This window comes from Desulfonatronum zhilinae (assembly GCF_900182865.1).
Classification (GTDB): domain Bacteria; phylum Desulfobacterota; class Desulfovibrionia; order Desulfovibrionales; family Desulfonatronaceae; genus Desulfonatronum; species Desulfonatronum lacustre.
On sequence record NZ_FXUJ01000009.1, the window covers coordinates 98,500 to 115,547 of the forward strand.

Genomic DNA, 17,048 nt, shown 5'->3' on the forward strand with positions numbered 1-17,048 from the left:
TCAGCACCGAAAGAGCCCCCAAAATACAGCCCGAGATACAACTACCATGGACGCGATAGACAAAAAAATCCTGGACCTGATCCAGACCGACTTCCCCCTGGACCCGCGGCCCTACGCCCGGATCGGCGAACAATTCGGCCTGACCGAAGCCGAAGCCCTGGCCCGAGTACGCGCCCTCAAGGGCAAGGGCATCATCCGCCGCATCGGTGCCAATTTCCAGTCCCGCAAGCTGGGCTGGACCAGCACCCTCTGCGCGGCCCAGGTCCCGGAAGACAAGCTGGATCAGTTCACTTCCGAAGTGAACCGCCACCCCGGCGTGACCCACAACTACCTGCGCCAGCACATGTACAACGTCTGGTTCACCATGATCGCGCCCAGTGTGGACAAGGTCCGCGAAACCCTGGCCGAGATCACGGCCAGAACCGGCATTGAAATCCTGAACCTGCCCGCGGAAAAGACCTTTAAGATCAAGGTGGACTTTCCCATGTCCGACGAGATCGAGCAAGAGTGATTCGCCAGCGGAATACTGCTCAGCCTGGCCAGGCAAGGCGCGACATGTGCAAAAATGAATCGGAAAAACGTCTGAACAGGTCCGACCTGTTCAGACGTTTTTCATTGACGTCCCGATAGTTAGATTACTGTGTGGCCATGCAACCCATCCGGCATGATTCTAATTGCTTACAAGGTGTTGAAGATCAATAACCGTCAATTCATCTTTGTCGGCCATGCTTAAGTAGGCCACGTTCTCACTTATGCACATGGCCAGACAGATGCCTTCCAATTCTTTTTTGCCGACTTCGACGATACGCTCAGGATTACTATTATCGAACACCAGAAATCCATCGTCCAGACTTGCAATGTAAGCACGGTCGCCCGCAATGGCAGCGACTGGCGACCTGCCGATGTCTATGGAGGTGACCATTCGAGGACTCGTGGGTGAAGCGATGTCTATGATGTGCATCCGACGCTCTGAAGTGTTCATATACAGATGTGTCCCCGAAACACCCAGCCCGCGGGGGCGTCCCGGCAAGTCGATAAATACCGTTTCCACCGGTCTGGCTGGATTCTGAAGATCAAAAACATGTAACCCTCCGTTGAAGTTGGCTACATATGCAAACTGATCAACAACCGCCAGGGACTGCACCTGGGCTGGCGCGTCCATCCTTGATATTTCCTGCGGTACGGCGGGAGTGGAAATATCGAAAACACGCAATCCCTGTCCGGACACGGCCGCCAGCGCATATTGGCCGAAAATCTTGAAAGACTTAATCCCGCCGCCGTATTTGTGATACTTGCCGACAGTGGCGCATCGCTCCGGATTGCTGACGTCGATGATCAGCAAGCCTTCTTGGTCGTCCACCACATAAGCGAATCCATTGGCAAAATCCATGTCCAGGACACACCCCTTGGTTTCCATGCAGCCGACCATTTTCGGTTTTCCCGATTCAGACATTTCAAAAATCTTCAATCCTTGATCCGTATTGGACAAAAATGCATTTTCCCCCTCCAGGCGTACACATGCGCGCCCGGTGACCCCGATACATCCCGCATGGGCGATTACCGGTATAAACGTTACCAAAACAAAGCAAAATAGAACACCAGTCAGACACTTCATTTTGAATGATTTCATAATCCATGACCTCCATTTTACATTGTAAAGAAAATCTGACTACATTTTTGAAAGTCCATTACGACATGCTTTCTTCATGATCACCTCCCTTCACGGATGTCTTTCATGGAATTATATTTTCAGAATAATATGAATTAATTTTGCACATTACAATTATGATCTCATACAAATTAATGAACAGCATTCCAATGCTGCAATGCTTTTTGAGACGCACTCAAAATGGCCATGTTGCCAAGAGAAGTTCTTGAAACCATGGCCAGCATTTCACCTCTTATCGAGTAATCGCTAACTGATATGTCTGCATACTCTGCATAGTAATCCGTACAGTTCTGACATGCGTTCATACCCCTCGAATTTGACCCTTCGCTGCAGAAAACTCCGATTTTGATGCTGAAATGTTCTGATGGCATAAGGCCGAGATATTCCATTTTGCGTAGCGAGAGGACCTGGCATGGTTTCCCGACAAATCCTAATCTTTTTGAGCCGTTGGAAGATGTTGTCGACTTTTTTTCCAATGCGTGTTCATCAGACAAATTCGGTTGAAACCCATAAAGCATCGACCCCAAAGTCGGATTGTTGATCCGATCACTCAAGTTGAGTATATCTTCGCTATTATATGCAGTGACTGGAGATTTTTTTTTGTTATGTTCAGAGGGGACAATGACCCCATCAATAAATCCTGCATCCATCATGTGCAGAAGCAAAGCTGTCAGCGCTCCACTTTTGATATCTTTTTTCTGTAATTCAGAATCTGAAGCTTTGTATATTCCTGCACTCATAACTCGTCCGCTCGGCTCTTCCCATGAAACCATACCCCTTATTTTTTCATTTAATAATTCATTTGCTGAGCAAATTGCGTAACATATACCGCATTCAATACATCTTGTTTTCTCGGAAAAAGATGGATAACCGTTAACATCGAATTCTATGGCATCATATTTCATTGACTTGCAATATGTGACACAACCTCCACATCGACGACATAATTGTTCTGGTTGATACTCTTCAAGAAGATCAGAAAAGCATTTCAATCTCCTTGGAGTACTTTCCTTGTGCACTAAGGCATTCAAATCAAATTTTTTTTTGAATGCCTCATTCCCATTACCTTTCTCGACCTTCCCTTGAATCAATGAACCGGATGAATTCTGTTTCTGATTCAAATTGTCTTTTTTCTTCAAATCTTTTTCATTTTTCACCGAAGCATTCACCCTTGACGATGCACGTTCTAACCTTGACATGACAAATCTCCTTATAGCTGTAGTGCAGTTCCCGAAAAACGACGTAAATATCTTGGACGTCGTGCCTCAAAAAAACTTCTCCGTATTAACTGAATGTTCGCCTTATACCAATTCTACTTCGGCAATGCGTTTTTCGCTTGAGAAAATGCAGTTATCGGGGTCGGCGTCGGCATCGGTATCGGGATAGATACTGTTTGTTCGCCAATAATCCTAATTCGACCCCGATGCCGATACCGATACCGATACTGAAAGAGAAGCTTTGAATTAGAAATGGTATTACAAGGTCATCATCAGTATCCAGGAACTTTTTTTTAATACTGTGACGTTCTTGCGGTCATCATCAAGGCCGGGAGGTTTCGAGAAGATTACAACTGAGGGTACAGAAATTTTTTTTCTTAACTTCCAAATTGAAAAACTCCCAATTGCTGCCTCGCAGCAATTGGGAGTTTTTCAAGTACTCATTGAACTTGATATCGCTTTGCCAATATCAACTGACTTCATGTGCCTGTCGAGCCAGTGAGAGCAAAATAGGACCGGGAAGAGTGTCCACTTCTTTTTTCAAAACCACGCGGGCCTGCTGAAATGTTCGAAGCGCTTCGGAGGGAAACCCCATATCTATGAATACATGCATAAGCATCGCAAACACCTGTTCGTTCGCAACCGACAACGCCCTGGCCTTCTGAAGGTAATACAGCGCCTCCTCTGATCGATTCAACTGAAGGCACATTCTGGACATCAGCAGAGCTCCTTGGACATATTCTTCTCTCAATCGGCGACGATACCTCTCCACCCAGGGATCTGCGACATGTTCCGGCAAAAAATCGCCCGTATATACATCCAAAATTTCCTTCATCTTCTCGATTGAGCAGTCTCTTTTCCTTGCTGCACGCATCTGCTCTCTGAATCGCAAACAGTCCACGGTACAAAATGCATTGTCCAGCGTGATACACCCTTGCTCCACAACCAACCAGGGGAATTGCCGTCCCAAGGCTTGATCCATGGCTTTCCTCAGCCGAGAGATCATGACTTTCAGGTTATTGACAGCCATGTCTCCATCCGTATCAGGCCATAACAAATCAAGAAGCAGATCACGGGAAACTCTGACTCCGCCGTGCACGATCAAAGCCTTCAGCAGCAGTTGTGATCGAATGCCTTTTCGTTTTTGATCAAATGCAAGCCGATCTCCCGCAAACATTTCAAACCCGCCAAAAGTCTGGATGCGGATGACCGCATTCTCCTGATCTTTCCATAAATGACACTCCTCCTGTCTCGCCTGGATTTCCTGGCGCAAGGACTCCACAAATCCCGCGGGTCTGTTCACTACGTTCAACTCCGATCCCATCGGCGTGAAGTGAATAGCCCGCTCGTAATATTCACCGGCTCGATCCAGCCTTCCTTGATCCAAAAGAGCCCTTGCCATCTCCATGGCACCGCAAGCGGCAAAATACCTAAACCCCGTGGCGCACCAAGTATTGATCCAATCATCGAGAAACGACCCCGCTTCATCCGTTCGCTTCAAGTCCACCAGTGACTGGGCGACAACCAATGCATTTTGCAGTTCGGGCAATGGGCTACCGCTGAGTCTGCCATATTCCATTCCTTCCATTCCGTGCAGGTACGCCTCGTAGGCTTTTTGACGCATCAGTTCGTAAACGCCGTGACAATAATGTACACACGACCAAAAAAGATAGTTTTTCTCGGGAATGGCTCTCAATCGGATTTGCTCCGACAATTTTTCCGTTTCGCTGGTTCTTCCAAGTTCGGATATCGTCATGAGCAGAGAACCAGACACCATCAGCCATGCATAAGGGGGAAGTTCAAGCGCATGGGGGTGGTCAAGCACGTTTCTAAAAATGACTTCCGCTTTTTCACCTCTGCCTTCGAAGTAGTGGTACAGTCCCGTCAGGGTCTGCATTTGCAAAACAGCGTTTGATGAAGCCTTCTTTGCCTCCAATAATGGCTGGATGTCGTCTACGATGATGCGGAGTGCTGGAAAATCTCCAGTATAGGTCAGCGCAAATCCTGCGGCCCATGCGGCCCGGATGGACAATGAAACGGAACCGGTCTTGAACGCATGGCCTCTTGCGAGACGACCGAAGTACAATGAGGAATCAAAATCACCACTTCCGACCATTTTTGCAAAAGCCATGGAAATACAGAAGCTTGTCATGGCACATGCCTGATTGCCGGCCGTTCCCATAACTTCCTCGATCAAGTCGTCCAATTTTTGCAAATCACGGAGAGAATTCCCGGTGTTCATGACAAGCATGACAGCCACTTCCAGGGCTCCGGCAGCGGCAATGTGATCGCCTGCCGAACAAAATTCTCGGCAATACTGGACCAGTTCTTCAACAGGAGTCGATGCCCGCACCACTTCCACAAGAAACCGCAGGCGCGGCGTCCACTCAAACCCTGAATCGACATGGCACAGAGGGTGAACATGAAGGGCGAGTCTTTGCAACCGCAGTTCAAGCAGCCACTCAGGCCCCCACTTGTCGAGAGCTTGAGCGTACTGATCCCATCTACCGTATCGATAGAATGTTTGAAAAGGCTCCAGCAGATTCGTGACCCGGATAGTCCGCAAGATTCTCGCCTCGTGAAGATGTTTCGGGAAGGAATGTGCTCTTTCATTTGCAAGAAGGGGGCGCCGCGGGAGGCACCGTGGAGGGAAGCTGGTGCCGCGGCGCCCCCTTCTTTTGGTGGGTTACGCATCCAGTATACCCAACTTTGGTCACGGATTGGTCACAATCTGCAATGATTGAGATTTTTTTTTGAACCGGAGGGATGAACTGTCGATGAAAGAAAGCCTGGGCAGGATAGGAAAAAAAGATGTCGGAATGTTCAATCCGGGCACCCAAGAGAACGGGCAAGTTTTTGAATTTCAAGGGAGGGTTTCATGTCAAAGACTTCTCTCAGCCGCTCCCTGCAACGGTGATAGGTGGCTACCACCTCTTTTTTTCGGTTCATTTTCTGCGCGCAAACCATCAATCGGCCATAAAAGTCCTCGTGCAGGTCATCCACTTCGAGCGCTCTCAAATAACACTGCCGGGCCTGCTCAAGGTCGCCGGATCGCTCGAGGACGTCACCAAGGCTGGCGATCAGATCATGAAATTTGTTGCGCAACCGCTCCCGCGTGGGAATGGTCCAGGGATAGTTCAGGTCCATTTGCAGAAAGTGTCCGCGGTAGAGGTCCTGGGCCTGGCTGGCCAAACTATAGAAGTTTATCCTGACTTCGTTGGTCTTATCATCGCCTTCCTCCAGTCGATTTCGACTGGCCAGCTCAAAGACGCGTCCGCACAGCTCCATAAACGCCCAGGCATCCACCCAGCAGGTCCGACCATTCAAGAATACACCGCCTCCCTGAACCACCAGGAATTCCCTGGCACCCAACAGTTTCCGCAGACGGGACAACGTTGTCGTAAAAACACTATGCGCCCTATCACCTTCTGAATCCGGCCACAAAAGATCAGACAACTCGTTTTCGCTCGCACCGTATCTTCCCGCCACGACCAGAGCCTTCAACAGGGCCAATGGCCTGTGCTGCATTTTACCCTCAAAGAGCAGAACCTGCTCTTCCTTGACCAACTCGAACCTGCCCAGAGTATGAATACGCAGTCCCCAAGGCCAATTGAATATTTCCAGGGGAGGCGAATCGGGAAACAAATTCCTGCAACGAATCAAAAGTCTTGCATACTCCACCTCAATGCCGTGTTTCAGGGCTGTGGCGCACAGACGAGCCATCATATCGGGTCTCCACCACCAGAACATGTTCAGGTATCCTTCCCGACGACCGAGGTGAAACGCCGTGCGCAGGTAATCCAAGCCATGCGTCCTGAGGTTCGATTCCAGGGAGAAATACGCCTTACAGATCAACCACATGAACTCCTGGATTCTGCTGCAGGACCCGGCAATATTGATTTTCAACATTTCCATGATCTGTTCGCGACCTTCATAATCCCCCATTTCATGGCAGATCTGGGCCTTCACCAGGGCAAAAAACGGTAAAGTGTAGCGGGCCCCGACCTGCTCGGCGGTTATCAGGGCTTTTTCAATATCCAGTTCCGCCAGAACGAGGTTGCCGCAATACAGGTGAAACGAGGCGGCGGTATAGTGGTAATGCGCCCGGGAAAACCGTTTGTTCCTGGGGGTAACCGACTCCATTTTTGCAAGATGCCTTTCCGCCGCCGGGACATCCCCATGGGGCAAGGCCGCAAAAACACCCTGGCCAAAAAGCATGGAATCCCATACCGCCAAATTGTGTCGTCGAGCCAGGTTCAATCCCTCCTCCACAATCTCCAGAGCCTTATCCCCACGGGCAAAACACAGGGAGAACACAAGTGCCTCCAGGCATTTCGCGTTCAGGACATGAAAAAGTGGGGTCTCGGGATTCCGAACTACTCGTTGAATGTTTTCCGAGAGGATTCGCAGGCGAGTGAGATCTCCTGTCCACATGGCGTGGTAGGCTGCGTGAAAACCGACATGAAGATGATCATGCCCGTTGAATTGTTGGTGGGGCTGCCGCAAGGCAAGTTCCAGCCAGACCCGGATTCGTTCCGCATGCTCGGGGCGCACGTAGACCAGGGCCCCGAGCATGCAGACGGCGGTTCTCGTTCCCAACACAGAGCTTGGAATCGCCAGCCCTTCCTTCAGGAGTCGTTCCAGGGCTGCTATCCATCCCTCAAGAAAGAGGAAGTCATTTCCGTCATAAATGCAGGTATCCACCGCTCCACACCACGCCGAAAGCATTCCCTTCTCATCTCGAACGGCCCGGAACTTCTCAAAAGCGAGCTCGTAATAGTCCCTGCTGCGCACGGAATCCGTGAACTGAAGGCAGGTTGCCATCCAGTAAGCCAGCCAGGGCTCTTTATCCCAAAAACTTTGCTCGACAGCGGATATCCAGTTTGCCAGAGTCCGAAATCGCCCCTCAGATACCATCCTTTCCGCATGCTTCAAGGTGACCTGGACAATCAGCTCCGTCTCGCCCACACTGCGCAGCAGACTCACGGCCTCTTCGAGCTGTCCTGACGACTCCAGGATTGCGGCTGAACGACATATCAGCCTCTTTAACTCCTCAGGCGCGCTTTCCTTCCCGGCCATGAATCGGAGAAACTGCGAAAACAGTGGGTGATATTCGTATTCAGGGATTGATGAAAGATGTCGGGTGGTAAAGTAGTTATTTTGAAAAAGACGGATGAGGATATTCTCTGCCTGTTCAGAGCCGGTCAAGGTGGAGGCCATGTCCACGGTCATTTTGGACAAAAATGCTGTTTTGATCAGAAAATCTCTGATTTCAGGCTGAATTTTATGGAAAACCTCCAAAGCCAAATAATTAAACACGTCCTCCATCGGGACCCAAGGCGTTGTATCAGCAATTCGTCCTCCCCGGCGAAGGCTTTCTCCAAGCAGGACCAATCCAGCGGCCCAGCCATCGGTTTTTTGATGAAGCAAATTGATCACTTCATCAGAAAAGTTGTCTGAGCCCAGCAGGGACTTGCTCTCTTCCAAAGTGAACCGGAGTTCGTTCCAGAAAAGAAAACTCACTCGTTGTTCGACCAACATTTTGACGGATGCATCCGGCGGACAATTACGACTGACGATGAACATGTTCACTTCCTTCGGCGAGAAGGAAGTCAGCATGTCCATTGCAAAGGCATGTACACTGCTGCCCTGATCAAGGAGATGATAGTTGTCCAGGACAATATCGAACGCGGCGGGAAGATTGAGGACAAATCGTTCAAAAAAAATGCCGGAAAATGTGGCGAGATTCTGGAGGTGCTCAGGCGTCAACGTGGAAACAACGGCGTCCTGCACCTTGGAAATCGGCTTTGCAGCCGTTGCCAAGCCAGTAAAAAAAGAGGCTGGGTCGTTGTCCGTTTCATCCAGTTGATACCATATAAACGGCTTATTGCGTCGCTGGACATACGTAGCAATGAGCGAGGTCTTTCCGGAGCCGGGTGGCCCGGTTATCCAGATCACTGAACGCAGACAGGCCTCATCCAGCCTATCGAACAACCGTGGACGAAGAACGAATCTGTCGATTTCCGGCGGAGTGCACTTGGAGACAGAAAATGAGTTCGTCATTCTTGTTCCCCGCCGGGTAACTGGTTGGTCTTCGCAAAGAGTAATAATGCCCGTGGTCGGGCTTGTCTCGATTTTTGGCTCTTCGCGTCATCACCATATAGTCAAAATTTTCATTCGATGTAAACACCCTCACAGGTTGTATTTATAGTTTTTTTTCCAGACGTCTCCTCAGCATGATAACCTCTCGAAAGAAATGAAAAAAACGACCATTTCATGCAACCTGCAAGCATTGTTTGGCCGAGATCACGGCCAGAACCGGCATCGAAATCCTGAACCTGCTCGCGGAAAAGACCTTTAAGATCAAGGTGGACTTTCCCATGTCCGAGAACGATCAGGACTGAGGTCACCCCCCGAGGGAGGGTCTACGAGTCTTTGCCCTCCCCCTCCCGGCTTTTTTGCCATTCGTCCAAGCTGTCCAGGATGGCGACGATTCCCTCCAGCACATCCCCGGATTTGCTCTCTCCACCGACACCATCCAAGGCCCCCGGCGCGTCCCGGCCTTCCCGCCCATCGGCGTTCTTCTCTTCAGGCCGAGTATTCAGCAAACCAGGATGATCCGCGAGTTGAGCGGAGTTTGTTTTTGGCATGTTGTTTCCTTCAGGGCTTTGATTTTGAGTTTTTCCCTCGGGATGGTTCAGGATATGTAGCCATTTGAAGAATTAAACCACCCGCTTCGCTCAAGGCTCGGAGTGCGCCAAGAAGTGTTTTTTGCATTCCGCTGGAACGATGCGGAAGGCAAAAGGCTCGCCGCTGACGGCGATTTCCGATTTCTATCGAAGAGGGATGAAGCAATGTTTTTGGAAAGCAGCTTTTTCCCTGCTTTCCAAATTCTTTTCCTTGGCGTTCTTGGTGCCCTGAGCGACCAACGGAAGCGGGCGGTTTGTTTCCAGGATTGCTACGGTCCGGCGCTTTCCAGCCGCCAGATTTCCCCTCCATCAATGGCGACATAGAGCGCACCATCCGGACCCAGGACCAGGGAGCGCATGCGCTGTGACGGCAGACCGGGGATGACGCTCGCTTCCATGGTCATGTCGTCCGCGTCCAACTGCAACAGTTCGATGCGCGCCCCGCGCAGAAACCCCACGGCCAGCCGCCCTTCCCAGGCCTCCCAGTGCGGCCCTTCCAGAAAGACGCACGGCCCCATTCCCTCGGAAGCGCCGCGGTTGTTCCAGGACGGTTCGAGCGCGTCGGGAAACCGGGCCAGATCCGTCATGGGCGTAGGCCTGCCTTCGGGGTTGTTGGAGGTATATCCGCAGTAGTCGCTCATGCAGGATACCCCAGGCATGGGCGCGGGGTCCCAGCCGCCGTTGCGGCCCGGAGCAAGGGGCGTCACTTCGTCGTCATGACCGGGACCGTGTTCGCAGGCGAACACTCGGCCCGTTCCGGGACGAAATGCGAGGCCCTGCACGTTGCGGTGCCCATAAGTAAAGATGCGTGGATCTCCCCCGGTCGGGGTAGTATTGCCCGGTGCGGCCTGGCCGTCGCGGTCGACGCGCAGCACCTTGCCGCCCAGACGGGAAAGGTCCTGGGGCAGCGGCCCATCGTGGTTGTCGCCGGTGGCGACGTACAGAAAGCCGTCAAACGGGCTGAACCGGATTCGCCCGCCGCTGTGCGCACCCGCCCGCCCCCAGCGGTTAAAGGACTGTTTGAAGGAAATATCGTCAATAATGTCCACGCGGTTCGCGACAACGGCATACGCATCGTCCACGGTGAGACGCACGACGCGGTTGGTCTTCATCCCGCCGGAGTCCGAGGCCATGTACACGTAAACGCGGCGATTCTCAGAGAACGCCGGATCCAGGGCCACGCCCAGCATGCCGCTTTGGCCTTGGCAGAAAAAGTCGTCCGCCTCCAGAGCTGCGCCGTTTGCTCCGAACAAATGGCGGACCGTCCCCTCCGGCGTGCGCACGGACAGCCCCCGGCATTTTTCCGTGAACAGCATGGCCCCATCCGGCGCAAAGGCCATGTCCCACGGATTACTCAAGCCGGACATGATCACCGTGCGGTGGATGCGAGGTTCTCCAGCATCCGCAACGGACTGATTGCCGCCGCAATGGGCGTAAAAGGCCACGACCAGAACCGTAAGCAGCAAGGGCAGTGCGTTTGTCTTCCGTTTCATGGATTCACCTCCGGATGTATGAAAACTGAATGGTGACCGGCAATTGACACTGAAAGCAGCAGAGGGGACAATCGTACTCATGAAAATCTTTGCTGATACCTGTTCCCAGGCGCGTCAAGCATTGGCAACGGTCCTCAATACCGCCCGCACCGAGCGGGTTTTGATCACGCGCCGCGGCGGAGAAACTTTTGAGGTCACCTTCAGGCCCATCCCAAAATCTCCCTTTGACGTACCCGGAGTGACAACACGGGCTTCCACTGGGGATATCCTGGCGGCGGTTCGTGAATCAAGGTCGCGGGGAGACGACCAGGACGTTTCCCCGACTGACCAGGCTTCCCCCTGATGCCCCGCCCGTAACCATATTTCTCCTTAGAATGCCCATTTTCCCCTCATAAATGTCGTTCTTGATTTCCTCTGGGGAGAACTACTTCACTGCCGTGTCGGTCGCGTTCTCTTTTTTGAACATGGTCGGATTGATGTTTTGGGAATCCGGGCCGCCGCATTCCGGAGTGTAGCAGGTCACATCCACGAATGAACACTTTTGCGAGCATGCCGGGCAGGTTTCCGGGGGCGTCATTGCTTCAAGGGTGTTTCCGCAGTTGTCGCACTTGAAATAGGCCATCGTATTGCTCCTTGTGTCATGTTGGCGGTTCAATCGCATACCCCCATGGAGCCTTCGGCGCATTCGCGTCCGTCGGTCCAGGTGGCCCCGCTGAGTTTGGCCCCTGTCAGGTTGGCTCGGGTCAGCGTTGCTTCGGTCAGGTTCGCTCCGCTCAGGTCGGACCAGCTCAAGTTGGCGCTGCTCAGGTCGGCATGGCTCAGATCGGCTCCCATCAGCCCGGCGCCGTTGAGGTTGGCCCAAGTCAGGTTGGCGTTACGCAGATTCGCTTCGTTGAGGTCGGCCCTGTTCAATCTTGCTCCGCTCAGGTTCGCTCCGCTTAAATCGCATTTCGGGCACTGGTTGCTCCCCCGCAAGTGATCCAGGTCGACTTGATCAAAAGCCGCAGGAGTTCCAATCGTGCTCAGGAGTACAAAGACGGTGATGATCGGTACGGCAAAGTACATGGTCATTGGTGTGTTCTTCTCATGTGTGCGGGTGGCTCCTTGTTCGGCACGCTCACAATCCGGAGAGGCTCCAGAGAGTGATCCAGATTGAAGAATGTATATCACGCCCCTTGACCTGTCCATGAGAGATTCCACCCGCAGCAGGACATTTCTTTCTCATCGAAATCCAAATCGAGATCGAGATCGAAGTCGAAAACTAAAAATGCCGTGTATCAGCCCGTGATGACGTCGTCTTCTTGGACATGGCGTTCGATTTCGATCACGATTTCGATTTCGATACCGATTCATCATGGTACCGGATCGTAATAAAATTACTCCCCGACCAATTCCTGACTGACCCCGCGAAACTGTTCCAGGGCCGCTTCCAGATTTTCGATGATGGCCGCGGCGAGCACCGCCGGTTCGGGCAGGCTGTCCATGTCTTCCAGGCTGTCGTCCTTGAGCCAGAAGATGTCCAGATTCAGCTTGTCCCGCCGGGCCAGTTCCTCGTAGCTGAAGCGTCGGAAGCGTTCGGTTTCCGTGCGCTCGTGAAAGCAGCGCACGAAGTCGTCAAAATCCGCACTCGCCAGGCGCTTGGTCTTCAGGGTCTTGTGGATGTTGGTCCGGTAGTCGTAGACCCAGAGTTCCCGGGTCTGGACCTCCCGGGAGGCCGGGCGTTTGTCGAAGAACAGCACGTTGGCCTTCACGCCGGGGCTGTACCAGATGCCCGTGGGCAGGCGCAGCAGGGTGTGGAAGTTGAAGCCCTCCAAGAGCCGCTTGCGGATGCCCTCCCCTGCCCGGCCCGCCTCGAAGAGCGCGTCGTGGCGCAGGGCGCGCAGCCTGTCCCGGTCCCGGGTCTGGGTCTTCATGTGATCGTAGGCCGCCAGCAGGAAGCCCCCGGTGCGCAGGCCGGGTCGCACACGGTCTCGCCGATAGTGGGGTTCACGCATTTGACGATGGCCTCGATCACTGGGCGCGGGGTGAAGTACTGCCCTGCCCCGGACTTGACCTCCGAGGCGTTGCGCTCCAGCAGCCCCTCGTAAATCTCGGTTGCGCCCAGTTCCACTGCGGCGGAATGGCCGACGCCTCGCCCAAAAGCTCCTCGCGCTCCAGGTCCATTTTCAGAAACAGCAGATAGGTGATCTGTTCGATATAATCGCCATAGGAAATGCCCTGATCGCGAAGCACGTGGGCGTAGTTCCAGACTTTGGAGACCAGTTGTTCGTTGCTCATGCGGGTTGATTTTACTCAAGTATGTTCGTTTTTTTGGGGTAGCACAGGCATCTTGCCTGTGCACATACCTAACCTTGACTACACAGGCTTGAAGCCTGTGCTACCATTACATCTTAGTTCTGGGTAGCATAGGCATCTTGCCTGTGCATTCATAAAAACCAATCCATTCACAAGGAGACTGCGCAAGCTCTTTTTTCAACGGATTGTTAAGCATTTATCCTCCTGAACTTCAGGCCGGTTGCGGCAAAAATTTCATTTCAAGGCCTTACAGACAACCTTTGTCGTGAAATATTTCAGATTTCCTATTCAAAATGCTGATATAATTTAATAATGACAGATTACAACCGTCCATGCTCGACGTCGAGAATGAACTGCACAAGGCCGCCAAAGTAGACCTCTTGATCATCGTACAGCGCCATATGACTCCCATCCGGGCAGAGCAAATACCGTGACTTCGGGATCTGACGAGCCATCCATGCCATGTGTTCAGGATCCATGGTATCATGCCTGGATCCGACCACAAGTGTCGGCACCGTAACGTTCTGGAGGTCTGAACTCCGATCCCACTTAGCCAACTTTCCGCTTGCGCCCAGTTCGCTCGGCCCCTGCATGGGGATATAAACCTTTGGATTGAGATGCTTGAACGCGCGATTCACTGGATCCGGCCACTGGTCATGTGGCATGCGGAGAACGTGGTGGACGTAATGGTGCTGCATGAGCAGTTCCATATAGCGGGAATTCTCGAAGTCTTCTTCCGCCTCCATGTTCTTGATATCAGCCAGGACAGCCTGATCCATGGAAGGGATCAACACCTTTGCGGCGTACTCGTTATAGGCCGGCATACTTGACATCATATTGGAGATAATCATCCCCTTCAGGTGTTCCTGGTATTTCAATGCATACTCAAGAGCCAGGATTCCTCCCCATGATTGCCCATAAAGATAGAAGTTTTGCCTGTGGAGTCCAAGGGCCTGACGGACCTGTTCAACCTCGTCCACAAATCGCTGGATATCCCAGAGTTCGGGTATGTCCGGCTGATCACTGTAGTACGATCCCAGTTGGTCGTAATAGTAGTACTCGATGCCGGAGGCAGGGAGATAGCTGTCAAAAGCTTCCAGGTACTCGTGCGTCCCACCAGGCCCGCCATGCAGCAGGAGGACCTTGACGTCCGGATTGTTCCCCATCCGCTTGGTCCAGACCCGAAATTTCCCACTTGGCGTGTCCACGGGCACTACCTTCACGCCTCCGCTCAGCACATCGTCTCGCCCCGTATAGTCCAAGTATGTCGAAGGCCCCCCGACGCTGTTTACTGTCGATTTTATCATAATCATGATGTCAAATGGTCATGCAAAAGAGTGTTGATCTCTGAGAATGGGTTTCAGGAGATTAATCTGTTGTGCTTCCGGGCTGTTCATTGCATGCCAAAGATCCCAATCCTGTTGCAAGCCCAGCCAGAAGTCGGCGGACATGCCCAAGACGCGCGCCAACCGCAACGCCGTGTCCGGAGTCACCGAACGTCTGCCTTTAATGATTTCATTGAGACGGGGGTAAGAAACTCCCAGGCAGCGAGCCAACTCTGTTTGGGTGAGATCAAGGGGCTTGATGAATTCCTCAAAAAGCATCTCACCAGGATGCGTCGGAGGACGATTTCGAGGCAATCTTCTCCCAGCATCAATGGTAATCCGTGATTTCGACATCGTAGGCATGGCCTTCCTCCCATATAAAACAAATTCTATACTGCTGATTAATACGAATACTGTATTGATTCTCCCGGTCGCCTTTCAACCGTTCCAAACGATTCCCAGGGGGCGCGTTCAGTTCGTCAACTCCCAGAACTCTGTTGACTTGATCCAGCTTCCGGCGTGCAACCGGCCAAATGGATTGGGGGCAACATTTTCGGGCTGCCTGAGATGCCAGGCCATCAAAAACATCTCCCGTGCTGGCAGATTTAAACGTCTTTATCATGGATCATGTTATAATTGTAGCCATTATAGCTGTCAAATGCTTTCAAATAGCCCATCAAGAAACTTCAGGTTGATCAATACGCCCCGGCAGGATGGACTTCGTGATCAATTATTTCAGAATGCTTTGGCAGCTGACTGCCGAAAAGCTGCACGCCATAATAAACCGCAAGCCCTGAATTCGAGTCGTCGCCACGGACAATCGCAACCCCGATTTCCTGCATTTCCGCCAGCTCAATATTCTCTCGGTGTTCCGGGCTATCCAGCCACCCTTGCACCAGTTCCTCGTTGTTTTTCCAGTTGCCCTTGGCAATATTTTCGGCAAACACGTGGACTCTGTATCCAGTTTCTTCAAGAGCTTCTTTTGGACCTTCGCCCGTTTCAGGATTCATATGGGCGAAATACCCATTTCCGATCATATCCTCCACTCTCAACTGAGCGGCATCGATCAGCTGCTGGTTTTCCTGCAAGGGTTCAAGATCCAACGACAAACGATGTGCGTTGGTAAGTTTAATGATTGTTTCAGGGGCAAACTTTTCCGTTGCAAATGAAGGAGTTGGTGAAAGCCAGGACACGATTGCGATGACCATAAACACAACGCGCAAATAGTTCATTATTCCTCCATCCTTTGCCAATCCAAGCTTGATTATTCCAATGTATTTTGTGTTCTGTTTGTGACTGTTTGGAGTCGGACCAAGCTAATCTACTGAATTTCTGTGACCCCTGACCCTGACCGGACCGACCTGTCTCCGCCCTAACGCTTGCCGTCGGAACTGTACTGCTCAAGCACGGCATTGATTTCAGAACCGACCAGGATCACCAGTCCGACGATGTAGAGCCACAACATCAAGATGATTACCGCGCCGATGCTGCCGTAGGTGGCGTTGTAGTCCGCAAAGTTGCTGGTGTACATGGAGAAGCCCAGGGAAACGATGATCAACAAGGTTACGCCGAACACGCTGCCCCAGCTGATGAACTTGAATTTCTGTTTCACATTGGGCGCATACCGATAGATCAAGGCGAACCCCAAAAACAAGGCGAGCACGATGACGACCCATCGGAAAGCGGCAAAGGCCTTGATCAGTACGTCGCTCATTCCGAGACGGGCCCCCATCCACTCCTCGATGATGCCGCCGAGGACGATGAGTGAAAATGCGCCGATCACCAGCAGGCCGAAAAGCAGGCTGAGCACCAACGCTGTGGCGCGCCCGTGGATGAAACCGCGGGCCTCCTTGACGCCGTAAGTGATGTTGAGATGCTGCATGATCGCGTACATCCCCGTGGTGGCAGCCCAGATTGTTCCCAGAAGACTGAAGGACAGGAGTCCTCCGCGCTGATTTGCCGTAACATCGGTCACCACCCCGGCTACCATGTCGTAGGCCTCTTCCGGCAATGCCTGCCCCAGAAGATCCATGATCGCCTCATCCACCTGCTCGATGGGCAGATAGGGAATGATGGTCATGAGAAGGATTATGCCTGGAAATATTGCGAGCGTCAGGTAATAGCCGAGCGCCGCGGCGCCGTTGTAGACATTGTCGTTGTTCATCTCCTGGTTGAGATCAAGCACGAACTGCTTTATGGAAACGCCGTTGATCATAACAGCCTCCGCGGACTCGTCATCCATTTTGTCGACCATACAATGGCGACGGCCTTCATGTTATCAGTCCGTTGAAAACTCCCAATTGCTGCTCCCGCAAAAGTTCAAGCTCTCACGTATGAGTAAATACGCTTCGACTTTGATT

The 17,048-nt window shown here is 52.2% G+C and carries 17 protein-coding genes; 1 reads left to right on the forward strand and 16 read right to left on the reverse strand.

Going from position 1 to position 17,048, the window contains the following annotated elements; genetic code table 11:
- Positions 1–46 precede the first annotated feature (46 nt).
- Positions 47–511: a siroheme decarboxylase subunit alpha gene (gene ahbA, locus AC559A_RS09245; RefSeq protein ID WP_498817658.1), complete on the forward strand. Its 465-nt coding sequence runs from the start codon at positions 47–49 to the stop codon at positions 509–511.
- A gap of 159 nt (positions 512–670) precedes the next feature.
- Here the strand turns inward: ahbA and AC559A_RS09250 are convergent, their stop codons facing one another.
- The 16 genes from AC559A_RS09250 to AC559A_RS09325 form a co-directional block, all read right to left on the reverse strand.
- A complete protein-coding gene (locus AC559A_RS09250; protein ID WP_498817660.1) occupies positions 671–1,630 on the reverse strand; it encodes an LVIVD repeat-containing protein in 960 nt (319 codons plus the stop codon).
- 170 nt (positions 1,631–1,800) lie between these two features.
- Positions 1,801–2,868: a Coenzyme F420 hydrogenase/dehydrogenase, beta subunit C-terminal domain gene (locus tag AC559A_RS09255; protein WP_498817662.1), complete on the reverse strand. Its 1,068-nt coding sequence runs from the start codon at positions 2,866–2,868 to the stop codon at positions 1,801–1,803.
- Positions 2,869–3,355: 487 nt separating this feature from the next.
- Positions 3,356–5,452, reverse strand: a complete 2,097-nt coding sequence (locus tag AC559A_RS09260) for an AfsR/SARP family transcriptional regulator (protein WP_498817664.1) — start codon at positions 5,450–5,452, stop codon at positions 3,356–3,358.
- A 257-nt stretch (positions 5,453–5,709) separates the two neighbouring features.
- Positions 5,710–8,679, reverse strand: coding sequence for a winged helix-turn-helix domain-containing protein (locus AC559A_RS09265; RefSeq protein ID WP_498817666.1), 2,970 nt, complete (start codon positions 8,677–8,679; stop codon positions 5,710–5,712).
- Positions 8,680–9,311: 632 nt separating this feature from the next.
- Positions 9,312–9,536, reverse strand: coding sequence for a hypothetical protein (locus tag AC559A_RS09270; protein ID WP_498817668.1), 225 nt, complete (start codon positions 9,534–9,536; stop codon positions 9,312–9,314).
- A 308-nt stretch (positions 9,537–9,844) separates the two neighbouring features.
- Entirely contained in the window at positions 9,845–11,068 is a 1,224-nt protein-coding gene (locus tag AC559A_RS09275) for a PQQ-dependent sugar dehydrogenase (protein WP_498817670.1), read from the reverse strand.
- A 424-nt stretch (positions 11,069–11,492) separates the two neighbouring features.
- The gene (locus AC559A_RS09280) at positions 11,493–11,690 is read right to left on the reverse strand and encodes a rubredoxin-like domain-containing protein (RefSeq protein WP_028571637.1); all 198 of its coding nucleotides are present in this window, start codon (positions 11,688–11,690) and stop codon (positions 11,493–11,495) included.
- Positions 11,691–11,719: 29 nt separating this feature from the next.
- A complete protein-coding gene (locus AC559A_RS09285; RefSeq protein ID WP_498817672.1) occupies positions 11,720–12,139 on the reverse strand; it encodes a pentapeptide repeat-containing protein in 420 nt (139 codons plus the stop codon).
- 305 nt (positions 12,140–12,444) lie between these two features.
- Positions 12,445–13,062 (reverse strand): N-6 DNA methylase, encoded by a 618-nt coding sequence (locus tag AC559A_RS09290; protein ID WP_498817674.1) that lies wholly within the window; start codon positions 13,060–13,062, stop codon positions 12,445–12,447.
- On the reverse strand, positions 12,978–13,172 hold the full coding sequence (locus tag AC559A_RS09295; RefSeq protein ID WP_498817718.1) for an N-6 DNA methylase: 195 nt from the start codon (positions 13,170–13,172) through the stop codon (positions 12,978–12,980). The genes AC559A_RS09290 and AC559A_RS09295 overlap by 85 nt, the downstream gene beginning before the upstream one ends.
- The gene (locus AC559A_RS09300; protein WP_498817676.1) at positions 13,079–13,345 is read right to left on the reverse strand and encodes a type I restriction-modification system subunit M N-terminal domain-containing protein; all 267 of its coding nucleotides are present in this window, start codon (positions 13,343–13,345) and stop codon (positions 13,079–13,081) included. The genes AC559A_RS09295 and AC559A_RS09300 overlap by 94 nt, the downstream gene beginning before the upstream one ends.
- Before the next feature lie 338 nt (positions 13,346–13,683).
- On the reverse strand, positions 13,684–14,586 hold the full coding sequence (locus AC559A_RS09305; protein WP_498817678.1) for a proline iminopeptidase-family hydrolase: 903 nt from the start codon (positions 14,584–14,586) through the stop codon (positions 13,684–13,686).
- Between the two features lie 102 nt (positions 14,587–14,688).
- Complete coding sequence (locus AC559A_RS09310; protein WP_498817680.1) at positions 14,689–15,051, reverse strand: HigA family addiction module antitoxin; 363 nt, start codon at positions 15,049–15,051, stop codon at positions 14,689–14,691.
- Complete coding sequence (locus AC559A_RS09315) at positions 15,017–15,310, reverse strand: type II toxin-antitoxin system RelE/ParE family toxin (RefSeq protein WP_498817682.1); 294 nt, start codon at positions 15,308–15,310, stop codon at positions 15,017–15,019. Before AC559A_RS09315 ends, AC559A_RS09310 begins: the two co-directional genes overlap by 35 nt.
- Positions 15,311–15,383: 73 nt before the next feature.
- On the reverse strand, positions 15,384–15,920 hold the full coding sequence (locus AC559A_RS09320) for a CAP domain-containing protein (protein WP_498817683.1): 537 nt from the start codon (positions 15,918–15,920) through the stop codon (positions 15,384–15,386).
- Positions 15,921–16,060: 140 nt separating this feature from the next.
- Positions 16,061–16,903, reverse strand: a complete 843-nt coding sequence (locus AC559A_RS09325; RefSeq protein ID WP_498817685.1) for a YihY/virulence factor BrkB family protein — start codon at positions 16,901–16,903, stop codon at positions 16,061–16,063.
- Positions 16,904–17,048 lie beyond the last annotated feature (145 nt).